The following is a 19,664-nucleotide window of genomic DNA, read 5'->3' on the forward strand; positions in this document are numbered from 1 at the left end:
ACGCCGTCCATGATGCGCGACGACGCGACGGGGCGCGATCGTCCCGCGCGTGGCGGCACCCCGACGCGTGCGTGACGCCGTTCCCCGGATCAGAGCTCGACCTGCGCCCCGAGCTCCACGACGCGGTTGGGAGGCAGCCGGAAGAACGTCGTCGCCGGCCGGGCGTTCTGCGCCATGAGCGCGAACAGCTTCTCGCGCCAGACCGCCATCCCCGGCCGCTTCGTCGCGATGAGCGTCTCGCGGCCGAGGAAGAACGTCGTGTCCATCGGCTTGAACGAGAGACCGTCGCGCTCGATCGCCGCGAGCGCCGCCGGCACGTCGGCCTCCTCCATGAAGCCGTAGCGCAGCTTCACCTGCCAGAAGCCGTGGCCGAGGTCCTCGACCGTCACGCGCTCCTCGGGCGGCACCTGCGGGATCTCCTGCGTGACGACGGCGAGGAAGACGACACGCTCGTGAAGCACCTTGTTGTGCTTCAGGTTGTGCAGCAGCGCCGGCGGCGTCCCTTTCGTGTCGCCGAACATGAACACCGACGTGCCCTTCACGCGGTGCGGCGGATGCGCGGCGATGCTCTCGAGGAAGCCCGCGCGCGGCAGCACCATCTCGCGCATGCGCGTCGACAGCACCTGGCGGCCCTTCTTCCACGTCGTGAGCAGCGTGAACACGACGGCGCCGATGACGAGCGGGAACCAGCCGCCGTGCGGGATCTTCAGCACGTTCGCGCCGAAGAACGCGAGGTCGATCGTCAGGAACAGCGCGGTGAGCGCGCCCGCCTTGAGGTGTCCCCAGCCCCACCGCTCGTGGGCGACGAAGTGGAAGAGCAGCGTGGTGATGGCCATCGTCGTCGTCACCGCGACGCCGTACGCGGCGGCGAGGTTCGTCGAGTTCTTGAAGCCGACGACGAGACCGATGCACGCGATCATGAGCGCCCAGTTCACGCTCGGGATGTAGATCTGCCCGCGCTCGGTGGCGGACGTGTGGTCGATGCGCACGCGCGGGCTGTAGCCGAGCTGCACCGCCTGCAGGGTGAGCGAGAACGCGCCGGAGATGAGCGCCTGTGACGCGATCACCGTCGCCACGGTCGCGAGGATCACCGCCGGGAGCAGCGCCCACGCTGGCACCATGTGGAAGAACGGGTTGTCGATCGCTCGCGCGTTGGCGAGCAGCAGCGCGCCCTGCCCGAAGTAGTTGAGCAGCAGCGCGGGGAGCACGAGCCCGAACCAGGCCCACCGGATGGGCCGCGCACCGAAGTGCCCCATGTCGGCGTACAGCGCCTCGCCGCCGGTGACGACGAGGAACACGGAGCCGAGCACGACGTACCCCGTCCAGCCGTTGTCGACGAAGAAGCGTACGGCGTGCGTCGGCAGCACGGCGCCGAGCACGCCCGGCGCGCCGGCGACGTGCCAGACGCCTAACGCGGCGAGCGTGGCGAACCACACCACCATGATCGGCCCGAACACGCGCCCGACCTTGGCGGTGCCGTGGCTCTGCACGAAGAACAGCGCGGCGAGGATCGCGATCGTGATCGGCTCGACGTACGGCGCGAACCGCGGCGTCAGCACCTCGAGCCCCTCCACCGCGCTCAGCACCGAGATGGCCGGCGTGATCATCCCGTCGCCGTAGAGCAGCGACGTGCCGAACAGGCCGAGGATGATGAGCCCCCACCGCCCACGGCGCAGCGCGTGCGCCGGCGTGACGAGCGAGGTGAGCGCGAGGATCCCACCCTCGCCCCGGTTGTCGGCGCGGAGGATGAACACGAGGTACTTGACCGAGATCACCAGCACGAGCGACCACACGATCAGCGACAGCACGCCGAGCACGTTGTCCGGCGTGGGGCGAAGTCCGTGCTCGGGGAGGAACACCTCGCGCAGCGAGTAGAGGGGACTCGTGCCGATGTCGCCGTAGACGATGCCCAACGCGGCGAGCGCCAGCGTGAGCACGTAGCGTCGGTTCTGCGGGCTGCCCGCATGCGCGCCGTGCGCGCCGTGCGCGCCGTGGGCATCACCGTGCGTGTCTCCGATCGCGCGGGCGTGCGTGGCGGGGTGCGAGGTGGTCTCGAACGGGTTGGGCGCCTGCTCGACGCTCATGGCGTGGCGTACGGGTTCGGAGACCGGCGCATCGGGACGACGGCGACCGGCTTGGTGAGCGCGCCGTACGCGTCGGCCGTGAGCCACGGCCGCAACAGGTGGGCGAGCGCGGCCTGCGCCACGACCTCGTGTGCCGCCGTGAGGACCCGGTGCTCGCCGGGCGCCTGCGACGCGCGCCACGCGTGACGCGGAGTCGCGCCGCCCGCCATCGCCGCCGAGGTCTCGACCAGGTCGCGGACGAGCCACGCCGTGACGTGCAGTCCGCGAGCGGACACGAGGGCGGCGACGGACCGACCGGCGTCGCACGCGCGGGGCGCCTCGCCCGCGGCGCGGTCGATCGCGAGCCAGACGTCCCGGGGCCAGCGCTCCACCGTGGCGAGGAACGCGTCGCACCGGGCGACGTCGCACCCGTCCGCGGCGGCGAGCGCCCAGCGACTGTCACGGTCGACCGGACGCGGGCGCAGCCGCCGCCCCGAGCGGCGCTGCTCGACCTCGCGCCGCCCGCGCCGGCGTGGCGACGCCTCGCCGTGCGCAGGCCACGTCCACCGCTCACTCGCCGCGCCGGTGGCCACGCCAACGGCCGCGACCGCGGCGCCCCCGACGGCGACCCGGAGCGCGGGCAGCGAGAGGAGCAGGTAGGATGCTACTGCAGCCATGCTCTAACACTGTCCAGAGCACGCCGAGCCGCGCACAAACGCGGCATAAAAAAGCGGCCGCAGCCACGCGCACGAAGGACCCGTCGAAATGCCGCTCCGTCGTGCCGTCGCCGATTGTCAACGCGTCCTGCGCGCTCTACGGTAGATCGTCGGACGAACAGTTCGCGACAACTTCGAGTCCTCCGATCGACCTGCCATGTCGTCCTCGCTGCTCCCGACGCGGATGCCGGCGCTGCCGGCGTGATGCCACCGTGACGACGTGACATGCGCCGCGGCATGAGCGTGCCTAACGCCGCGCGATGGGCGGTGTGGCTCGGCGTCCTGGCCGGGATGACCGCGGGCATGCTGGCGGTGCGCGGCTACCTCGACAAGGCGCACGTCGCGCTCGTCTACCTGCTCGTGGTGCTCGGCGCGAGCGCCGACGTGGGGCGCCGCCTCGGGCTCGTGGTGGCGACGCTCGGCTTCCTGCTGTTCAACGCGCTGTTCCTGCCGCCGTACAACACGCTCGTCGTGGCGAACCCGCTCGACTGGATCGTCCTGTTCGCGTTCCTCGCGACGAGCATCGTCGCGGCGCAGCTCCTCGCGCGCGAGCGCGCGACGGCGGAGACGGCGACGGCGCGCGCCCGCGAGATCGACCGCCTCGCGGCACTGGGCGCCGAGACGCTCAGCGTGCCGCGCGCCGACGACGCGCTGCTCGCGATCGCCTCCGTGATCCGCAGCGCGCTCGGTGTCGACGAGTGCGAGGTTTACCAGCGCGGACTCGACGGCCGCGTGACCCCGGTCGCGCGGGCGGGTGACGTGCGCGACGGCGCCGACGCGAGCGCCCGGCCGGCGGGCGTCCCCGCCGTCGACGACGCGAGCCTCGTCGCGTTTCTCGTCGCGAATCGGGCGAGCGCGGTGGAGCTCGCGGACGGCGGCGTTCGGCTCGCCCATCCGCCGGACGACGCGCATCCGTCGGACGGCTCGGGCGTGCTGGGTGACGCGATCGGCGAGGCCGAGTGGCTCCCGGGCGTCGCGCACGTCGTCGACGGCGCGTCGTGGGCCGGGGCGCGCGCCCTGCTGCTCTCGCTCACCGCGCGCGGGCACACCGTGGGAGTCCTGCGGCTCGCGAGCCGCGCGGGGCTGCGCTTCACGCCGGAGCAGGCGCGGCTCCTCACCGCGCTCGCGTACTACGCCGCGCTCGGCGTCGAGCGTGTGCGACTGGTGGCGAGTGCCGAGCGGGCCGAGGCGGAGCGGCGCGCCGAGCAGCTCCGGAGCGCGCTGCTCATGGCCGTGTCGCACGACCTGCGCACGCCGCTCACGACGATCAAGGGGATCGCGCACGAGGTGGCCGACGGCGCCGATCCGATGCTCGCGCGACAGATCGAGCGCGAGGCCGACCACCTCAACGCGCTCGTCGGCGACCTGCTCGACCTGTCGCGCATCCAGGCGGGCGCGGTGGTGCCCAACGTGGAAGTGAACACGGTGGACGATCTGCTCGGCGCCGCGCTGCAGCGGGCGGCGGGCGCACTCCGCGAGCGCGACGTGCGCGTGGAACAGCCCGAGGACGCGCTGCTCGCCGGCCGGTTCGACCTCTCGCAGACGCTGCGCATCGTGGTGAACCTGCTCGAGAACGCGGCGAAGTACGCACCCCGCGACACCCCGATCGTCGTGCGCGCCGAGCGCGAGAGCGACCGGTTGCGCGTCACGGTGCTCGACCGCGGCCCGGGCGTGCCCGAGGGAGAGGGCGAGCGGATCTTCGAGCCGTTCTACCGCCCGCCGGGCACACCGCCCGATGTACGCGGCACGGGGCTCGGCCTCTCGATCGCGCGCGGGCTCGCCGAGGCACAAGGGGGCTCGCTGCGCTACGCCCCGCGCGACGACGGCGGCGCGGCGTTCGTGCTCGAGCTTCCAGCCGAAGTGCTCCCCGACGACGAGCAGGCCGGCGTCGAGGGCTGACGTGCATGTGATCGACCTCGCCTACGGCTGATGGTCCGCGCCGCGGCGCGGCTCTGTAGTTTCCGATCACACGCGCTCGGGCAGATCGCGCGTCATGACGATGTTGCGTGAGGCCTTCACCGCGAGGATCGAACGTGCAGATCGAGTTCGCCGGCGCCGCTCGGGAAGTGACCGGGTCCTGCCACATCGTCCGCGCCAACGGCAGGACCATCCTGCTCGACTGCGGCATGTTCCAGGGCCGCCGCAAGGAGGCCGACGAGAAGAACCGTCGCCTGCCGCTCCCCGTCGACGAGATCGACGCCGTGGTGCTGAGCCACGCGCACATCGACCATGCCGGGCGCCTGCCGTTCCTCGTGGCCGAGGGCTACGACAAGCGCATCTGGGCGACGGCCGCCACGCGCGACCTGTGCGCGTACATGCTGGCCGACAGCGCGCACATCCAGGAGAAGGACGCCGAGTTTCTCGTTAGGCACGGCAAGGATCCGGTGCCGCCGCTGTACGGCATGCGCGACGCCGTGCGCGTGCAGGAGCTCATGGTGGCCGTGCCGTATCATCAGGCGTGCGACGTCGCGCCGGGCATCCGCGCCACGTTCGTCGACGCCGGCCACATCCTCGGATCCGCGTCGGTGCTGCTCGACGTCACGAGCGATGGCGCGACGAAGCGGCTCGTGTTCTCGGGCGACGTGGGCCGCTCGGGGCTCGCCATCATCCGCGATCCGCAGCCGCCCGACGGCGCGCACGCGGTGATCATGGAGTCGACGTACGGCGACCGCGACCACCAGAGCGTGGACGGCGCGCGCGAGACGCTGGGCCGCGTGGTGCGCGAGACCGCGGCGCGCGGCGGGCGTGTGCTCGTGCCGTCGTTCGCGGTGGGACGCGCGCAGGAGCTGATCTACGACCTGCACCAGCTCGCGCGCGACCGCGCGATTCCCGAGATCCCGATCGTCGTCGACAGCCCGCTCGCCATCGACACGACGACCGTGTTCGAGATGCACCCCGAGGTGTTCGACCGCGGCGAGACGCTCGTGCGCGAAGCGCCGCGGCTGTTCCGATTCCCGCTGCTCCGCTACACGCACACCGTCGAGGAGTCGAAGGCGCTCGCGCGGCAGCCCGGGCCCATGGTGATCATCGCCGCGTCCGGCATGGTGGAGAGCGGCCGCATCCTGCACCATCTCGCGCAGGGCGCCGCCGATCCGCGCAACACGGTGCTCATCGTCGGCTTCCAGGCGGAGCACACGTTGGGGCGGCGCATCGTCGAGCGCCGCGAGACGCTGAAGATCTTCGGCGAGCTCGTGCCGCTGCGCGCGCGCGTCGAGGTGCTGAACGGCTACAGCGCGCACGCCGACCGCAACGAGCTGCGTGCGTGGCTCGACGCCGTGCGCGCGACGTCGCCCGCGCTGGGCCGCGTGTATCTCGTGCACGGCGAGCCGCCGGCGCAGGACGCGCTGGCCGCGTCGCTGCGCGCCGCGAGCTACGACGTGCGGGTGCCCGAGCCCGGGCAGCGGGAGGAGGTATGACGAGACGCTTCGTGAGCACGTTGGGCGTCGCGGCGCTCGCGGCGTGCGCGCACCACGTCGAGTCGAATGGACCACGCGACGTCGTGCGGGACGTCGTGCGGGTGCGCGAGGGCACACTGCGCGGCGTCGTCGACGGCGGCGTCGCGTCGTTCAAAGGCGTGCCGTTCGCCGCGCCGCCGTTGGGCGAGCTGCGATGGCACGCGCCGCGCCCGGCCGCGGCGTGGAGCGGCGTGCGCGCGGCGGACCGCTTCTCGCCGGCGTGCATGCAGCGCGCGCCCGCGGCGTTCGGGCCGTGGACGCTCGAGTTCCTGCTGCGCGGGCCGGTGAGCGAGGACTGCCTGTACCTCAACGTGTGGACCGCGGCACCGGCCGAGGGCGCGCCGCGCCCGGTACTCGTCTACGTCTACGGTGGCGGCTTCGCGAGCGGCTCGAGCGACGTGCCGGTGTACGACGGCGCGCGACTCGCCGCGAAGGGGCTCGTCGTCGTCACGATCAACTACCGCGTGGGCGCGCTCGGCTTCCTCGCGCATCCCGCGCTGTCGGCCGAGTCGCCGGACCATGCGTCGGGGAACTACGGCCTGCTCGACCAGATCGCCGCGCTGCAGTGGGTGCACGACAACGTCGCGGCGTTCGGCGGCGACCCGTCGCGCGTCACCGTGGCGGGGCAGTCCGCGGGCGCGATCTCGGTGTTCCTGCTCACCACGTCGCCACGCGCGCGGGGGCTCTTCCAGCGCGCGGTGATCGAGAGCGGGCCCGACGCGCTGGCGGCGATGGGGATGGCGACGACGCGCGCCGCGGCGCGCCCCCTCGCCGACGCCGAGCGCGCGGGCCTCGCGACGGCTCGGGCGTTAGGCACGCCGACGGTCGCCGAGCTGCGCGCGCTGCCCGCGGCCCAGCTCGTGTCGCCGCCCGGCGCCGGCCGCTTCGGCCCGGTCGTCGACGGTGCGGTGGTGCTCGACGCGCTCGCCCCCATCAACGACGTGCCGACGATCGCGGGCATGAACGCCGACGAGGGGAGCTCCGCGCCCGACTACGCCGCGGACACGGGGAAGGCGCGCGCGCGGGAGGTCGGCTTCGAGAGCCTGCGCCGCGTCCTCGCCGAGCGCTCGACGACGGCGCGCACACCGGCGTACGCGTACTACTTCGACCGCGTGATCCCGTGGCCGGAGCACCCGGAGTTCGGCGCGTTCCACACCTCGGAGGTGCCGTACGTGTTCGGGACGCTCGACGTGCTGCCGCGTCCGTGGACGGCGGAGGACCGGCGGCTCTCCGAGACGATGATGGCGTACTGGGTCAACTTCGCCGCGCGCGGCGATCCGAACGGCCCCGGGCTCCCCACGTGGCCCGCGTTCGCGCCCGACGGCGCGACGGTCCTGGAGCTCGGCCCGCGCACCGGGCCGATCGCCGCGGCGCCGCGGTGACGCGGGTTTGACATAGGGGGAGGGGGTATCTAGACTTCATACCCATGGAGGGTATCGAAGCCATGACCGCCACGCCTGTCGCGCCCCACGACGCCGCCGAGCGGATCGTCATCCCCGTCAGCGGGATGACGTGCGCCGCCTGCCAGGCGCGCGTGCAGCGCACTCTCGCGAAGACCCCCGGCGTCGTCGACGCCGCGGTGAACCTCATGATGGGCAACGCCACCGTGGCGTACGATCCGAGCGCGGTGTCGGCCGACGCGCTCGTCGAGACGATCCGCCGCACCGGCTACGGCGCCGAGCTGCCGCGCGCCGAGCGCAGCGCGGTGGAGGAGCAGGCCGCGCGCGACGAGGAGACCGCGGCGGAGTTCCGCGCGCTCCGCGCGAAGGCCATCGCGAGCGGCGTCGCGGGCGCGATCGCGATGCTCGTGTCGATGGCGTTCATGACGTCGTCGGTCGTCCGCTGGGCGCTGCTCGCGATCACCGCGATCGTGATGGCGGGACCGGGTCGGCACTTCTACGTGCGCGCCTGGGCCGCGCTCCGCCATCGCTCGGCCGACATGAACACGCTCGTCGCGCTCGGCACGGGGGCGGCGTTCCTGTACTCGGTGATCGCGACCGTGGTGCCGGGGCTGTTCGTGTCGCACGGCGTGGCAGCCGACGTCTACTACGAGGCGGTGATCATCATCATCGCGCTCGTGCTCACCGGCAACGCGTTCGAGGCGCGCGCGAAGCGCGACACCGCCGCCGCGCTGCGCGCGCTCGCCACGCTGCAGCCGCCGAGCGCGCGGATCGTGCGCGGCGACGCGGAGATCGACGTGCCGGTGGAGCGGGTGCGCGCGGGCGACGTCGTGCTCGTGCGCCCCGGCGAACGGCTGCCGGTCGACGGTGTGGTGGTGAGCGGCGCGAGCGCGGTGGACGAGTCGATGCTCACCGGCGAGTCGATGCCGGTGCCGAAGGCGGCCGGCGACCGCGTGATCGGCGGCACGCTGAACGCCACCGGCGCGTTCCGCTACCGCGCGACGACGTTGGGCGCCGACTCGGTGCTCGCGCGCATCGTGCAGCTCATGCGCGACGCGCAGGGCTCGCGCGCGCCGATCCAGGCGCTCGCCGATCGCATCAGCGCGATCTTCGTCCCGACCGTCGTGGCGATCTCGCTCGTCACCTTCGCCGCGTGGCTCGTCGCTCTCCACGCCGGCGGCGCCAGCTCGGCGGAAGCCGCGGTGCGCGCGTTCGCCGCCGCCGTCGCGGTGCTCATCATCGCGTGCCCGTGCGCGATGGGGCTTGCCGTGCCGACCGCCGTGATGGTCGCGACGGGGAAGGGCGCCGAGCTCGGAGTGCTCATCAAGGGCGGCGAGGCGCTGCAGCGCGCCGGCGACGTCACGACGGTGGTGCTCGACAAGACGGGCACGGTGACCGAGGGCGCGCCGACCGTCACCGACCTCGTGCCCGCGCCCGGCGAGACGCGTTCCGCCGACGAGCTGCTGGCGCTCGCCGCGTCGGTCGAGCGCGCGAGCGAGCACCCGCTCGCCGACGCCATCGTGCGGCGCGCGCGCGAGCGCGGCGTCGCCGTGGCCGAGGTGGAATCGTTCGCGTCGGCGACGGGGCGCGGCGCGACCGGGGTCGTGGACGGTACCGGCGTCGTCGTCGGCAACGCGGCGCTGATGGCCGAGTGGGCCGTGGACGTCGCGCCGTTAGGCGCCGACGCCGACCGCCTCGCCGCCGACGGCAGGACGCCGGTCTTCCTCGCCGTCGACGGCCGGCTGGCCGCGGTGCTCGCCGTCGCCGACCCGATCCGGCCGACGTCACGCGACGCCGTGGCGCGGCTGCGCGCGATGGGGCTCGACGTCGTGCTGCTCACCGGCGACACCGAGCGCACGGCCCGCGCCGTGGCGCGTGCGGCGGGGATCGAGCGCGTGGTCGCCGGCGTGCTCCCCGACGGCAAGGTGGCCGAGGTGCGGCGGCTGCAGGGCGAGGGACGCGTGGTGGCGATGGTGGGCGACGGCGTGAACGACGCGCCGGCGCTCGCCCAGGCCGACGTCGGCGTCGCCATCGGCACCGGCACCGACGTCGCCGTGGAGGCGGCCGACGTGGCGCTCATGCGCGCCGATCTGCACGGCGTGGTGCACGCCATCGCGCTGTCGCGCCGCACCATGCGCACGATGCGCCAGAACCTGTTCTGGGCGTTCGCGTACAACGTCGTCGGCATCCCGGTCGCCGCGGGCGTGCTCTATCCCGCGTTAGGCATCCTGCTCAGCCCCGTCATCGCGAGCGCGGCGATGGCGTTCAGCTCCGTGAGCGTCGTGAGCAACAGCCTGCGGCTCCGACGGGCGCGGATCGAGTGAAGCAAGACGCATCCTTTCCATGGCGTTCCCGTACATCTCCATGGCCTTTGGGTATGATGGCAACGCCATGGACATGATGCGTCCCGGCAGTCCCTCACACCCGACACCATGCCCACCCACACCACCGCCTGCGCCTGCGGCCTCCACGATGCCTCTCGCAAGGCGGTCGCCGTCGATCCCGACGCGAAGGAGCGCAACCTCAAGCGCCTGCGCCGCATCGAGGGACAGGTGCGCGGCCTCCACAAGATGATCGAGGAGGACCGCTACTGCGCCGACGTGCTGACGCAGATCTCCTCCGTGCACGAGGCGCTGCGCGCCGTCGGCCGGGAGCTGATGCGCAACCACCTGAAGCACTGCGCGACGTCCGCCATCCGCGCCGGCGACGCCGACGCCGAGTCGATGTACGACGAGCTGGTGGATCTCATGTACAAGCACTCGCGCTGACGCGGCTCGTCACGCGCTGACGTGGGTTCGGCACGCGACGCTGGCCCCGCGCGCGCGCGCGGCACACCGTCGCCGCATGCGACACATGCGACACATGCGACGCGTCTCCCGCCTCGCCGTGGTTCTCGCGCTCGGCGCGCACGTCGCCAGGGCGCAGAACGACTCCACCTGGCGCGACCACGATCGCGCCGCGCGCGACGCCCGCCTGCGCGGCGACTGGCGCGGCTCGCTCGCCCACCTCGAGCGCATGGACGCGCTGCTCGGCGGGCACCCGTCGGTGGTGCTCGCGATGGCGCGGGCGCAGGCGCGCGCGGGCGACACCGCCGCGTCGATCGCCACGCTCGACCGCCTCGCCGCGATGGGCATCGCGCACGACGTGGCGGCGGACACGCTGCTCGACGGCGTGCGCGCGCCGGCCGAGGGGCTCGACGTCGCGCGTCGGCTTCGCGAGAACGGCGCCGCCGTCGGCGCGCCGCGCGTGGTGGCGACGATGCCCGATCGCGACTTCGTGGCCGAGGGGATCGTGTGGGATCCGACCCGGCGGCAGCTCCTCGTGTCGAGCATCCGACATCGGCGCGTCGTTTCCGTGACGCTCGACGGCACCGTGACGCCGCTCGTCGATCTCGCGCGTGACGGCGCGTGGGCGGCGATGGGGATGGCCATCGATCCCGCGCGCGATCGGCTGTGGGTGGCGACGGAGTGGACGACGAACATGGCGGGCGGCTCTCGCGCCGACTCCGGCCGCAGCGCCGTGCTCCGCTACGCGCTGCGCCGCCCGAGTGCGCCGCGGCGACTGACGCTGCCGCCGGGCCGGCACGAGCCGGGCGACATCGCCGTCGCGTCGAACGGCGACCTGTTCGTCTCCGACGGCCGCGAGGGGATGATCTTCGTCGTGCGCGACGGGCGCGAGACGCTCGACACGCTCGTGCCGCCGGGCACGCTCGTCTCGCCGCAGGGCATCGCGCCCGACGCCGACGGCCGCCGGCTGTTCGTCGCCGACTACGTGCGCGGCATCGCCGTCGTCGACCGGGCGACCGGCGCCGTGTCGTGGCTGCCGCGCCCGCGCGACGTCGCGGTGAACGGGGTCGACGGGATGATCCTGCGCGGCGACGCGCTGCTCGGCGTGCAGAACGGGCTGAACCCGGACCGCATCGTGGCGCTCGACCTCGACGGCGCGCACGGCGCGATCACCGGCGTGCGCGTGCTCGCACGCGACAGCACGATGCTGCAGGACCCCACGCACCTCGCGCTCGTCGGCGACGATCTGTACTTCGTCGCGAACGGCGGCTACGACGCGTACGAGGCCGATGGCTCGCTGCGCGCGGGGGCCGTGCAGCGCGCGCCGGCCGTCGCGCGGCTCGCGCTCCGGCCGCCGCGGTAGCGCTAGGAGGACAGGAGGGCAGGCGGGCAGCGAGTATCTTGGTGAAGGGGACCCTCCCCCCTCGCGCCCTCCTGCCCTCCTGCCCTCCTGCCCTCCTGCCCTCGGTGTTCGTCCCGAAGCTCGTCACCACCCTGCGCGGCTACGACCGCGCGCAGCTCGTCCGCGACCTCACCGCGGGCGTGATCGTCGGCATCGTGGCGCTCCCGCTGTCGATCGCGTTCGCGATCGCGAGCGGCGTCACGCCCGACCGCGGCCTGTACACGGCGATCGTCGCCGGCTTCCTCATCTCCGCCCTCGGCGGCTCGCGCGTGCAGGTGGGCGGGCCGACGGGGGCGTTCGTCGTCATCGTCTACGGCATCGTGCAGCGGTACGGCGTCGGCGGCCTCACCGTCGCGACGCTGATGGCCGGCGTGATGCTCGTCGCGTTCGGCGTGGCGAAGCTCGGCGTCGCGATCCGGTTCATCCCGCGGCCGCTCGTCACCGGATTCACGTCGGGGATCGCGGTGATCATCGCCAGCGGCGAGATCAAGGACTTCCTCGGCCTGCGCATGGGCGCCGTCCCGGCGCCGTTCGTGGAGAAGCTCGCCGCGATCGGCGCGCACCTCGGCACGGTGAACGGGCGCGCGTTCGGCGTGGCGCTGCTCGCGCTCGCGATCCTGATCCTGTGGCCGCGCGTGAGCCACCGCGTGCCGGGACCGCTCGTCGCGCTGCTCGTGACGACGGCCGTCGTGCGCGGCTTCGGCCTCGACGTGGAGACGATCGGGAGCCGCTTCGGCGCGATCAGCGCGTCGCTGCCGCACCCCGTGATGCCGCACCTCACGTTCGCCGAGGCGGCGTCGCTCGTCGGGCCGGCGTTCACCATCGCGCTGCTGGGCGGCATCGAGTCGCTGCTCTCGGCCGTGGTCGCGGACGGCATGATCGGTGGGCAGCATCGCTCGAACATGGAGCTCGTCGCGCAGGGCGTGGCGAACGTCGCGTCCGCGCTGTTCGGCGGCATCCCCGCCACCGGCGCCATCGCGCGCACGGCGACGAACGTGAAGAACGGCGGCCGCACGCCGGTGGCCGGCATGGTGCACGCGGCCACGCTGCTGCTCATCACGCTGTTCTTCGGCCGTTGGGCGGGGCTCGTCCCGATGGCGACGCTCGCGTCGATCCTGCTCGTGGTGGCGTACCACATGAGCGAGTGGCGCGTGTTCCGCAACGAGCTCTCGTCGCCGCGGGGCGACGTCGCCGTGATGCTCGTGGCGTTCCTGCTCACGGTGCTCGTCGACCTCACCGTCGCGATCGAGGTCGGGATGGTGCTCGCCGCGTTCCTGTTCATGAAGCGCATGGCCGAGGTGACGCAGGTGCGCGCCGTGGCCGTCGCCGGCGGCCCGTCGGACGACCCCGATGCCGACGAGGCGCCCGATCCCGACGCCACGGGGCACTACCGCGTGCCGCGCGGCGTCGAGGTCTACGAGATCAACGGGCCGTTCTTCTTCGGCGCCGCGGCGGCGTTCAAGGACACGCTCGCGCGCGTCGCGGGGAAGCCGAAAGTGCTCGTGCTGCGCATGCGCCGCGTGCCGACGATCGACGCGACGGGACTGCACGCGCTCACCGACGTCGTGCACCGCAGTCGCCGCGACGGCTCGCTCGTGCTCCTGTCGGAGGTGCAGCCGCAGCCGCTCCAGGCGCTCCAGCGCTCCGTGGTGCTCGACGAGATCGGCGAGGAGCACCTCTGCCCGACGCTGAAGGACGCACTGACCGCGGCCGAGGAGCACATCGCGGCGCGCCGGCTGCTACACGGCACCGGGCGGCACGCGGCGGTGACGTGAGGCGCGTGCGGCTCACGCGGAGGCGCGGAGCACGCGGAGAACGGCCTCTTCGTATTGAACCGCAGAGGACGCAGAGGGCCGCAGAGGACTGCCTCTTTGAATCGAACCACGGAGGGCACGGAGGACACGGAGGAAACCAATTGGAGTGGTTCTCCTCTGTGTCCTCCGTGTCCTCTGTGGTTCGGAGAAGAGAGATGGTGTTCTCTGCGGCCCTCTGCGTCCTCTGCGGTTCATTCACACAGCCAAAGCAGTTCTCCGCGTGCTCCGCGCCTCCGCGTGAGAATCAGAATCGCCCCGCGTCCACGTCGTGAATGAACCGGATCACGCCGTCCATGTACGTGTGCTGGTCGTCGTACATGGCCATGTGGCTCCCGTTCGGGCAGTAGAGGTACCGCGCGTGCGGCATCGACTTCGCCATGCGCTCCATGAACGCCGGGTCCATCGTGTCGTACTTCGCGCCGATGACGAGCGTCGGCACGGTGATCTTCGGCAGGTCCGCGGTGCGGTCCCAGTGCTCGAGCTTCCCGCTCGCGCCCATTTCGCTCGGCCCCTGCATCGGGACGTACACGTCCTCGTTGATGTGGGCGAACGCGCGCTTGACGGGGTCGGGCCACGAGTCCGCCGGCATGCGCAGCAGGTGCTGCTCGTAGAAGTTCGGCGTGAGCAGCGCCATGTAGCGTGGGCTCTGGAAATCCTTCCGTGCCTCGATGGCCTGGATCTCGGCCAGCGCCTTCTGGTCCATCGCCGGCATGAGGACCTTGTGCGCGTACTCGTTGTACGCCGGGATGCTCGACATCATGTTCGAGATGACGAGCCCTTTCAGGTTCTGCTGGTACTTCAGCGCGTACTCCGTGGCGAGCAGCCCGCCCCACGACTGGCCCAGCAGGTAGAAGTTGGTGCGGTCGAGGCCTAACGCCTTCCGCACCTGCTCGACCTCCTCGACGTAGCGCGCCGTGTTCACGAGCGACGAGTCCTTCGGGTTGTCGCTGTAGAACGAGCCGAGCTGGTCGTAGTAGTAGTACTCGACGTTCGCGGCCGGGAAGTACGAGTCGAACGCCTCCATGTACTCGTGCGTCGCGCCCGGACCGCCGTGCAACAGCAGCACCTTCACGCGCGGGTTGTTGCCGATGCGCTTCGTCCAGACGTGGAACGTGCCTTTCGGCGTCGTGATCGGGATGAGGCGTACGCCGCCGGAGAGGACGTCGGTGCGGCCGGCGGTGTCGAAGTAGGCCGCGGTCGCGTTAGGCGGCGTGGCGCCCGCGCGCGCGCTGTCGCTCGGCGTGGACGAGCCGGCGCGGCACGCGGCCGCGACGACGAGGGGCAGGAGCGCGACGAGGAGGTGGCGGCGCATGTCGGCGTGGCTGGCGGTACCTAGTACCCAGGGGGGCTCCCCCCCACGCCCATCATAGCGCCGACCGCCGAGCGGGGAAGTGCCATTCGAGCGCACGGCCGGTACGTTTGGCCGCACCCTCAACCGCGGAGATCCGATGCGCCTCAAGGACAAGGTCGCGCTCATCACGGGTGCCAGCTCGGGCATCGGCGCCGGCGTGGCCGCGCGCTTCGCCGCCGAGGGCGCGTACGTCGCGCTGAACTTCCGGCCGGGGAGTGCGCCGGATCGCGAGGCCGCCGAGCGCGCGGTCGCCGGCTTCACGACGCGCGCCGTCGCGGTGGAGGGGGACGTCTCCGACCGCGCGCAGGTGGAGGCGATGGTCGACCGCGTGGTGCGCGAGCTGGGGCGCCTCGACGTCTGCGTGTGCAACGCCGGCATCGAGGTGCGGCGCGACTTCCTCGACACGACCGACGAGGAGTGGCATCGCGTCCTCGGCGTCAACCTCTTCGGCGCGTTCGCGGTGAGTCAGGCGGCGGCGCGCGTCATGGTGCGGCAGGGCGGCGGGGGGCGGCTGCTGTTCATGTCGTCGGTGCACGAGGACATCCCGTTCCCCGGGTACACGTCGTACTGCGCGAGCAAGGGCGCGGTGCGGATGCTGATGCGCAACCTGGCGATGGAGCTCGCGCCGCACCGCATCACCGTCAACAACATCGCCCCCGGGGCGATCGCGACGCCGATCAACCGCGCGGTGCTCGAGGATCCGGTGGCGTACGCCAACGCGGTGAGCGAGATCCCGCTGGGCCGCTTCGGCACGCCGGAGGACGTCGCCGCCGTCGCGACGTTCCTGGCGAGCGACGAGGCGGGCTACGTCACCGGCAGCACGTACTACGTGGACGGCGGGCTGACGCAGCAGGTGACCCTGTACTGAGGTCACGCGTCACGCGTCGCGCGCGGCGCCGTCGGCGAGCTCCCCCGCGAGGCGCGTCCATCGCGCGAGCGACGCCGCGCGCTGCGCCCGCCGTGCCGGGCCGCGTCCGGTCGGCAGCCCCGCGTCGATCGCCGCGGCGACGAGCGAGCAGATCGTCGGCCGCGAGAAATCGGCGTCGCGCATCGAGCGCACGAACGGCGCGATGGCGGCCTCGATCTCGCTCGCGTCGGCGCGCCGCGCGCTGTCGAGCAGCACCAGGCGCGCGGCGCGGATGGCGGCGAGGTGCCGGTGCTCCAGCGTGCGGTCCGCGGCGAGCGTCGCGGACGCGCGCCCGTTAGGCGCGTCGAGGCGGGAGTCCGACATCACGGAAGCGGCACGATGTGGTGGCGGGAGGGAGGCGGGTCCGGTCGCGGGTCCGGTGGCGGCTCCGACCCGGAGTCGCCGCGAGCCGCACCGGCATTCCCCGGCGGCGCCGCCATCCGACCGACACCGTCGGCCGGCCGCTCCCCTATGTCGCTCCCGATGCCTCAGCCGCCGACGGCGAGGCCGTAGACCAGCAGCGCGAGCACCACCGCCGTGAGCAGCACGTACACGCGATCGCGCTGCAGCAGGAACGCCACGAGCGTGAGGGCCACGCGCGCGATCGGCGTCGCCACGAGGAGCACGAGGCCGAGCTGCATGGTGGCGCGTCCGTCGAGCGACAGGGCGCCGCGCACCGCGCCGTGCACGCTCCCCAGCAGCGGCGTCGACTCGGGGTGAAAGACGCGGAAGCTCGCCGTCGTGGGATGGCGGCCCTGCGCGAGCGCGAGGGCGGCACCGGCGAGCACCACGATCGCCGCGGCCACGACGCCGACCTGCAGCACGCGCCCGACGACGACCTCCACCCGTCGATCGCTCGGCCCGCTCATGGCAACCCTCGCACGCCCGCGTACAGCATCTGCACCGCGAGGACGATCACGACGCCGTTGAAGAGCAGCCGCAGCGCCCGCGTGCGCGCGGCGCCGAGCAATCGCGCGCCGAGCATCGCGCCGGCGAGCACGCCGAGCATCACCGGCGCGGCGATCTCGGGGAGGATGTAGCCGCGGTGCAGGTAGACGCCGGCGCTCGCCGCCGCGGTGACGCCGATCATGAAGTTGCTCGTCGTCGTCGAGACCTTGAGCGGCAGCTTCATGTAGCGGTCCATGGCGAGCACCTTCAGCACGCCCGAACCGATGCCGAGGAGCGCGGAGAAGACGCCGGCGAGGAACATGAGCGAGAACCCGACCGGCACCGCCTGCACGCCGTACGCGCGCGGCCCGCTCGGCGTCGGGTACCACGACTCGAGGCGCAGGCGCCGCGCCCACGGGTGCGACGGCGCGTCGGTGTCGTGGCTCGCTGGCGCCTGCAGCGAGCGCCACGTCGTGAGCAGCAGCACGACGCCGAGCAGGATGGAGAGCGCGCTCGTCGGCACGAGCGGGGCGATCGCGGCGCCGCCGAGCGCACCGATCGTCGTCCCGACCTCGAGCAGGATGCCGACGCGCACGTTCGTCCACCCCTCGCGCACGTACGCCGCCGCGGCGCCCGACGACGTCGCGATGATCGACACGAGCGACGCGCCGATCGCGTAGCGCAGGTCGACGTGGAACAGCGTCGTGAGCATCGGCACGATGACGATGCCGCCGCCGATCCCGGTGAGCGCGCCGAGCAGCCCCGCGGCGAGCGAGCCGACGAACACGAGCAGCGCGAACAGAGGAGCGGACATCGAGCGGGGCGCGGGTGAGCGGGGAATCTACACGCGCTCCCCGCGCCGCATCGCTACGCGTCGTCGTGCGCGAACAGTTCCGCCGTGAAGGGCGCGAGCCGCACCGCGTCGCCGCGCGGGCCCTCGCGAACGCACGTCGCGCCCGCGCCGCCGTACGCGACGTCGTCGGTCGACAGGATGCCGCGCCACGCGCCCCGGATCTCCGGCAGCGGCACGACGCGCGGCTCGGCTCCGAGATTGAACACCGCGCAGCACGCGTCGCCGAACGTCACGCGCACCCATCCGCGGTCCGCGTCGCCGTCGACCCGCACGCGCGCGCCGTCGGGCCGCAGCGCCGGCTCGCGCGCCCGGATCGCGAGCAGGTCGCGGTAGAGGGCCTGGAGCTGCGCGTGCGGCGCGCGCCGGCGCACGCTCCGGTCGAGCGTGGAGCGGCGGAACGTGGCCTCGTCCACCGGATCCGGCACCTCGCCGCTCCACGCGAACTCGGCGAACTCGCGGCGGCGTCCCTCGCGCACGGCGTGCACGAGATCCGCATCGGAGTGGCTCACGAAGTACTGGAACGGCCGCGTCTCGCCGTACTCCTCGCCCATGAACAGCATCGGCACGTAGCCCGACAGCAGCACGATCGCGGCGGCGAGCTTCTGCTGCGCGAGCCCGACGAGCGTCGCGAGCCGGTCGCCGTGCGCGCGGTTGCCGATCTGGTCGTGGTTCTGACTGCACACGACGAACCGCTCGCGCGGGATCCCCTCCGCGCTCGCGCCGAACACGCGGTCGCGCGACGGCGCGTAGCGCCCATCGTACACGAACGGGGCGCGGAGCGCGGCGATCAGCGCCGCCACCGCTCGGCCGCGGCACTCGTCGATCGTCGTCTCCACCGTCTCCGCGTTGTCCGCGTGCGACGAACCGTAGCGGGCGAAGTCCGCGTAGTAGCCCGCCGACTCGCCGGTCAGCGCGACGTGGACGGCGTGGTGCAGATCGTCCGCCCACTGCGCGTCGAAGCCGAGGCCGTGCTCGGACGTGGGGCGCACGACGCGCGGGTCGCTGAGATCGCTCTCCGCGATGAGATGCACGCGGCGGCCTAACGATTCGGCGAGCGCGTGCACGCCGTCCGTGAGCTCCGCGAGCACGTGCCGCGCGCCGAAGTCGTAGATCCCGTGGATCGCGTCGAGTCGCAGCGCGTCGACGTGGAACTCCTCCACCCAGTAGCACGCGTTCTCGATCACGTGGCGGCGCACGCCGTCCGCGCCGGGGCCGTCGTAGTTCACCGCGCGTCCCCACGGCGTCTGGTAGCGGTCGGTGAAGTACGGGCCGAAGCGCTCGAGGTAGTTTCCCTCGGGGCCGACGTGGTTGTAGACGACGTCGAGCACCACGGCGATGCCGTGCGCGTGCGCGGCGTCGACGAGGCGGCGCAGCGCGTCGGGGCCGCCGTACGCGCGCGACGGCGCGTACAGGTGCACGCCGTCGTAGCCCCAGTTGCGGTCGCCCGGGAACTCCGCCACCGGCATGATCTCGATCGCCGTGACGCCCAACGCGCGCAGCTCGGCGAGGTGCGCGATCGCGGCGTCGAACGTGCCCGCGTCGGTGAACGTGCCGACGTGCAGCTCGTAGATGACGTAGTCCGCCGGCCGCGCGAGCCCCTGCCACGCCGCGTCGGTCCACCGGAACGCCGCGGGATCGACGACGCGCGACGGTCCGTGCACGCCGCGCGGCTGCCAGCGGCTCGCCGGATCGGGGAGCGCGTCGCCGCCGTCGAGCACGAGCGCGTAGTCGGCGCCGGCGCGCACGCCCGGCACGTCGATCGCGAACTCGCCGCGGTCCAGTGGCTCGAGCGGCACGTCGCGCAGCGCGTCCCCGCGCGTGTCGTAGAGCCGCAGCGCCACGTCGCGCGCGTGCGGCGCCCACACCGTGAAGCGCGTCCCGTCGGCGGTCGGCGTCGCACCGTGGGTCGGTCTGCGCCGTCCGTCGTGTCGGGCCGGGGTGGTCGTCGGAGTGGTCGCGCAGCGTGGCGCGGCGCGCTCAGGCGTGGAGGTGCTCGTCACGGGCGTGCGTCGGAGGTCGCGAATTAGTT

Annotated in this window: 15 protein-coding genes; 8 read left to right on the forward strand and 7 right to left on the reverse strand. The window is 73.0% G+C overall.

Annotation, left to right across the window (positions count from 1 at the left end; translation table 11 throughout):
* Window positions 1-89: 89 nt before the first annotated feature.
* Window positions 90-2,018 (reverse strand): potassium transporter Kup, encoded by a 1,929-nt coding sequence (locus tag J421_RS09615; protein ID WP_425485838.1) that lies wholly within the window; start codon window positions 2,016-2,018, stop codon window positions 90-92.
* A 62-nt stretch (window positions 2,019-2,080) separates the two neighbouring features.
* Window positions 2,081-2,740, reverse strand: a complete 660-nt coding sequence (locus J421_RS09620; protein WP_148306233.1) for a hypothetical protein — start codon at window positions 2,738-2,740, stop codon at window positions 2,081-2,083.
* 264 nt (window positions 2,741-3,004) lie between these two features.
* On the opposite strand from J421_RS09620, the gene J421_RS09625 reads away from it, so the two are divergent.
* The 7 genes from J421_RS09625 (at window position 3,005) to J421_RS09655 (ending at window position 13,597) form a co-directional block, all read left to right on the forward strand.
* Window positions 3,005-4,678, forward strand: coding sequence for a sensor histidine kinase (locus J421_RS09625; RefSeq protein WP_025410971.1), 1,674 nt, complete (start codon window positions 3,005-3,007; stop codon window positions 4,676-4,678).
* Window positions 4,679-4,812: 134 nt separating this feature from the next.
* The gene (locus tag J421_RS09630) at window positions 4,813-6,195 is read left to right on the forward strand and encodes an MBL fold metallo-hydrolase RNA specificity domain-containing protein (protein WP_025410972.1); all 1,383 of its coding nucleotides are present in this window, start codon (window positions 4,813-4,815) and stop codon (window positions 6,193-6,195) included.
* Window positions 6,192-7,616 (forward strand): carboxylesterase/lipase family protein, encoded by a 1,425-nt coding sequence (locus J421_RS09635; protein ID WP_025410973.1) that lies wholly within the window; start codon window positions 6,192-6,194, stop codon window positions 7,614-7,616. Before J421_RS09630 ends, J421_RS09635 begins: the two co-directional genes overlap by 4 nt.
* Window positions 7,617-7,678: 62 nt before the next feature.
* Window positions 7,679-9,958, forward strand: a complete 2,280-nt coding sequence (locus J421_RS09640) for a heavy metal translocating P-type ATPase (RefSeq protein ID WP_025410974.1) — start codon at window positions 7,679-7,681, stop codon at window positions 9,956-9,958.
* A gap of 108 nt (window positions 9,959-10,066) precedes the next feature.
* Window positions 10,067-10,402 carry a metal-sensitive transcriptional regulator gene (locus J421_RS34340; protein ID WP_025410975.1) on the forward strand — a complete coding sequence of 112 codons (336 nt, stop codon included), beginning with the start codon at window positions 10,067-10,069 and terminating at the stop codon, window positions 10,400-10,402.
* Between the two features lie 94 nt (window positions 10,403-10,496).
* The gene (locus J421_RS09650) at window positions 10,497-11,783 is read left to right on the forward strand and encodes a hypothetical protein (protein ID WP_025410976.1); all 1,287 of its coding nucleotides are present in this window, start codon (window positions 10,497-10,499) and stop codon (window positions 11,781-11,783) included.
* Between the two features lie 104 nt (window positions 11,784-11,887).
* On the forward strand, window positions 11,888-13,597 hold the full coding sequence (locus J421_RS09655; RefSeq protein ID WP_025410977.1) for a SulP family inorganic anion transporter: 1,710 nt from the start codon (window positions 11,888-11,890) through the stop codon (window positions 13,595-13,597).
* A 283-nt stretch (window positions 13,598-13,880) separates the two neighbouring features.
* Here the strand turns inward: J421_RS09655 and J421_RS09660 are convergent, their stop codons facing one another.
* A complete protein-coding gene (locus J421_RS09660; RefSeq protein WP_025410978.1) occupies window positions 13,881-14,948 on the reverse strand; it encodes a proline iminopeptidase-family hydrolase in 1,068 nt (355 codons plus the stop codon).
* Window positions 14,949-15,084: 136 nt separating this feature from the next.
* Between J421_RS09660 and J421_RS09665 the strand changes: the two genes are divergently transcribed.
* Complete coding sequence (locus tag J421_RS09665; protein ID WP_025410979.1) at window positions 15,085-15,855, forward strand: SDR family NAD(P)-dependent oxidoreductase; 771 nt, start codon at window positions 15,085-15,087, stop codon at window positions 15,853-15,855.
* 9 nt (window positions 15,856-15,864) lie between these two features.
* On the opposite strand, the gene J421_RS09670 is transcribed toward J421_RS09665, so the two are convergent.
* The 4 genes from J421_RS09670 to treZ form a co-directional block, all read right to left on the reverse strand.
* Window positions 15,865-16,218 carry a hypothetical protein gene (locus tag J421_RS09670; RefSeq protein WP_025410980.1) on the reverse strand — a complete coding sequence of 118 codons (354 nt, stop codon included), beginning with the start codon at window positions 16,216-16,218 and terminating at the stop codon, window positions 15,865-15,867.
* Window positions 16,219-16,382: 164 nt separating this feature from the next.
* Window positions 16,383-16,763, reverse strand: coding sequence for a DUF1634 domain-containing protein (locus J421_RS09675; protein ID WP_025410981.1), 381 nt, complete (start codon window positions 16,761-16,763; stop codon window positions 16,383-16,385).
* Complete coding sequence (locus tag J421_RS09680) at window positions 16,760-17,596, reverse strand: sulfite exporter TauE/SafE family protein (protein ID WP_025410982.1); 837 nt, start codon at window positions 17,594-17,596, stop codon at window positions 16,760-16,762. The genes J421_RS09675 and J421_RS09680 overlap by 4 nt, the downstream gene beginning before the upstream one ends.
* 53 nt (window positions 17,597-17,649) lie before the next feature.
* Complete coding sequence (gene treZ / locus J421_RS09685) at window positions 17,650-19,635, reverse strand: malto-oligosyltrehalose trehalohydrolase (RefSeq protein WP_158508719.1); 1,986 nt, start codon at window positions 19,633-19,635, stop codon at window positions 17,650-17,652.
* Window positions 19,636-19,664: the final 29 nt, after the last annotated feature.

Origin of the sequence: Gemmatirosa kalamazoonensis, assembly GCF_000522985.1 — a bacterium.
GTDB classification, from domain to species: Bacteria; Gemmatimonadota; Gemmatimonadetes; order Gemmatimonadales; family Gemmatimonadaceae; genus Gemmatirosa; species Gemmatirosa kalamazoonensis.

Bases quoted from the DNA above. Each gene is read 5' to 3' on its own strand.
- J421_RS09620 (WP_148306233.1), bottom strand. From the start codon at position 2,740: ATGGCTGCAGTAGCATCCTACCTGCTCCTCTCGCTGCCCGCGCTCCGG.
- J421_RS09625 (WP_025410971.1), top strand. From the start codon at position 3,005: ATGCGCCGCGGCATGAGCGTGCCTAACGCCGCGCGATGGGCGGTGTGG.
- J421_RS09635 (WP_025410973.1), top strand. From the start codon at position 6,192: ATGACGAGACGCTTCGTGAGCACGTTGGGCGTCGCGGCGCTCGCGGCG.
- J421_RS09640 (WP_025410974.1), top strand. From the start codon at position 7,679: ATGACCGCCACGCCTGTCGCGCCCCACGACGCCGCCGAGCGGATCGTC.
- J421_RS34340 (WP_025410975.1), top strand. From the start codon at position 10,067: ATGCCCACCCACACCACCGCCTGCGCCTGCGGCCTCCACGATGCCTCT.
- J421_RS09650 (WP_025410976.1), top strand. From the start codon at position 10,497: ATGCGACGCGTCTCCCGCCTCGCCGTGGTTCTCGCGCTCGGCGCGCAC.
- J421_RS09660 (WP_025410978.1), bottom strand. From the start codon at position 14,948: ATGCGCCGCCACCTCCTCGTCGCGCTCCTGCCCCTCGTCGTCGCGGCC.
- J421_RS09665 (WP_025410979.1), top strand. From the start codon at position 15,085: ATGCGCCTCAAGGACAAGGTCGCGCTCATCACGGGTGCCAGCTCGGGC.
- J421_RS09670 (WP_025410980.1), bottom strand. From the start codon at position 16,218: ATGTCGGACTCCCGCCTCGACGCGCCTAACGGGCGCGCGTCCGCGACG.
- J421_RS09675 (WP_025410981.1), bottom strand. From the start codon at position 16,763: ATGAGCGGGCCGAGCGATCGACGGGTGGAGGTCGTCGTCGGGCGCGTG.
- J421_RS09680 (WP_025410982.1), bottom strand. From the start codon at position 17,596: ATGTCCGCTCCTCTGTTCGCGCTGCTCGTGTTCGTCGGCTCGCTCGCC.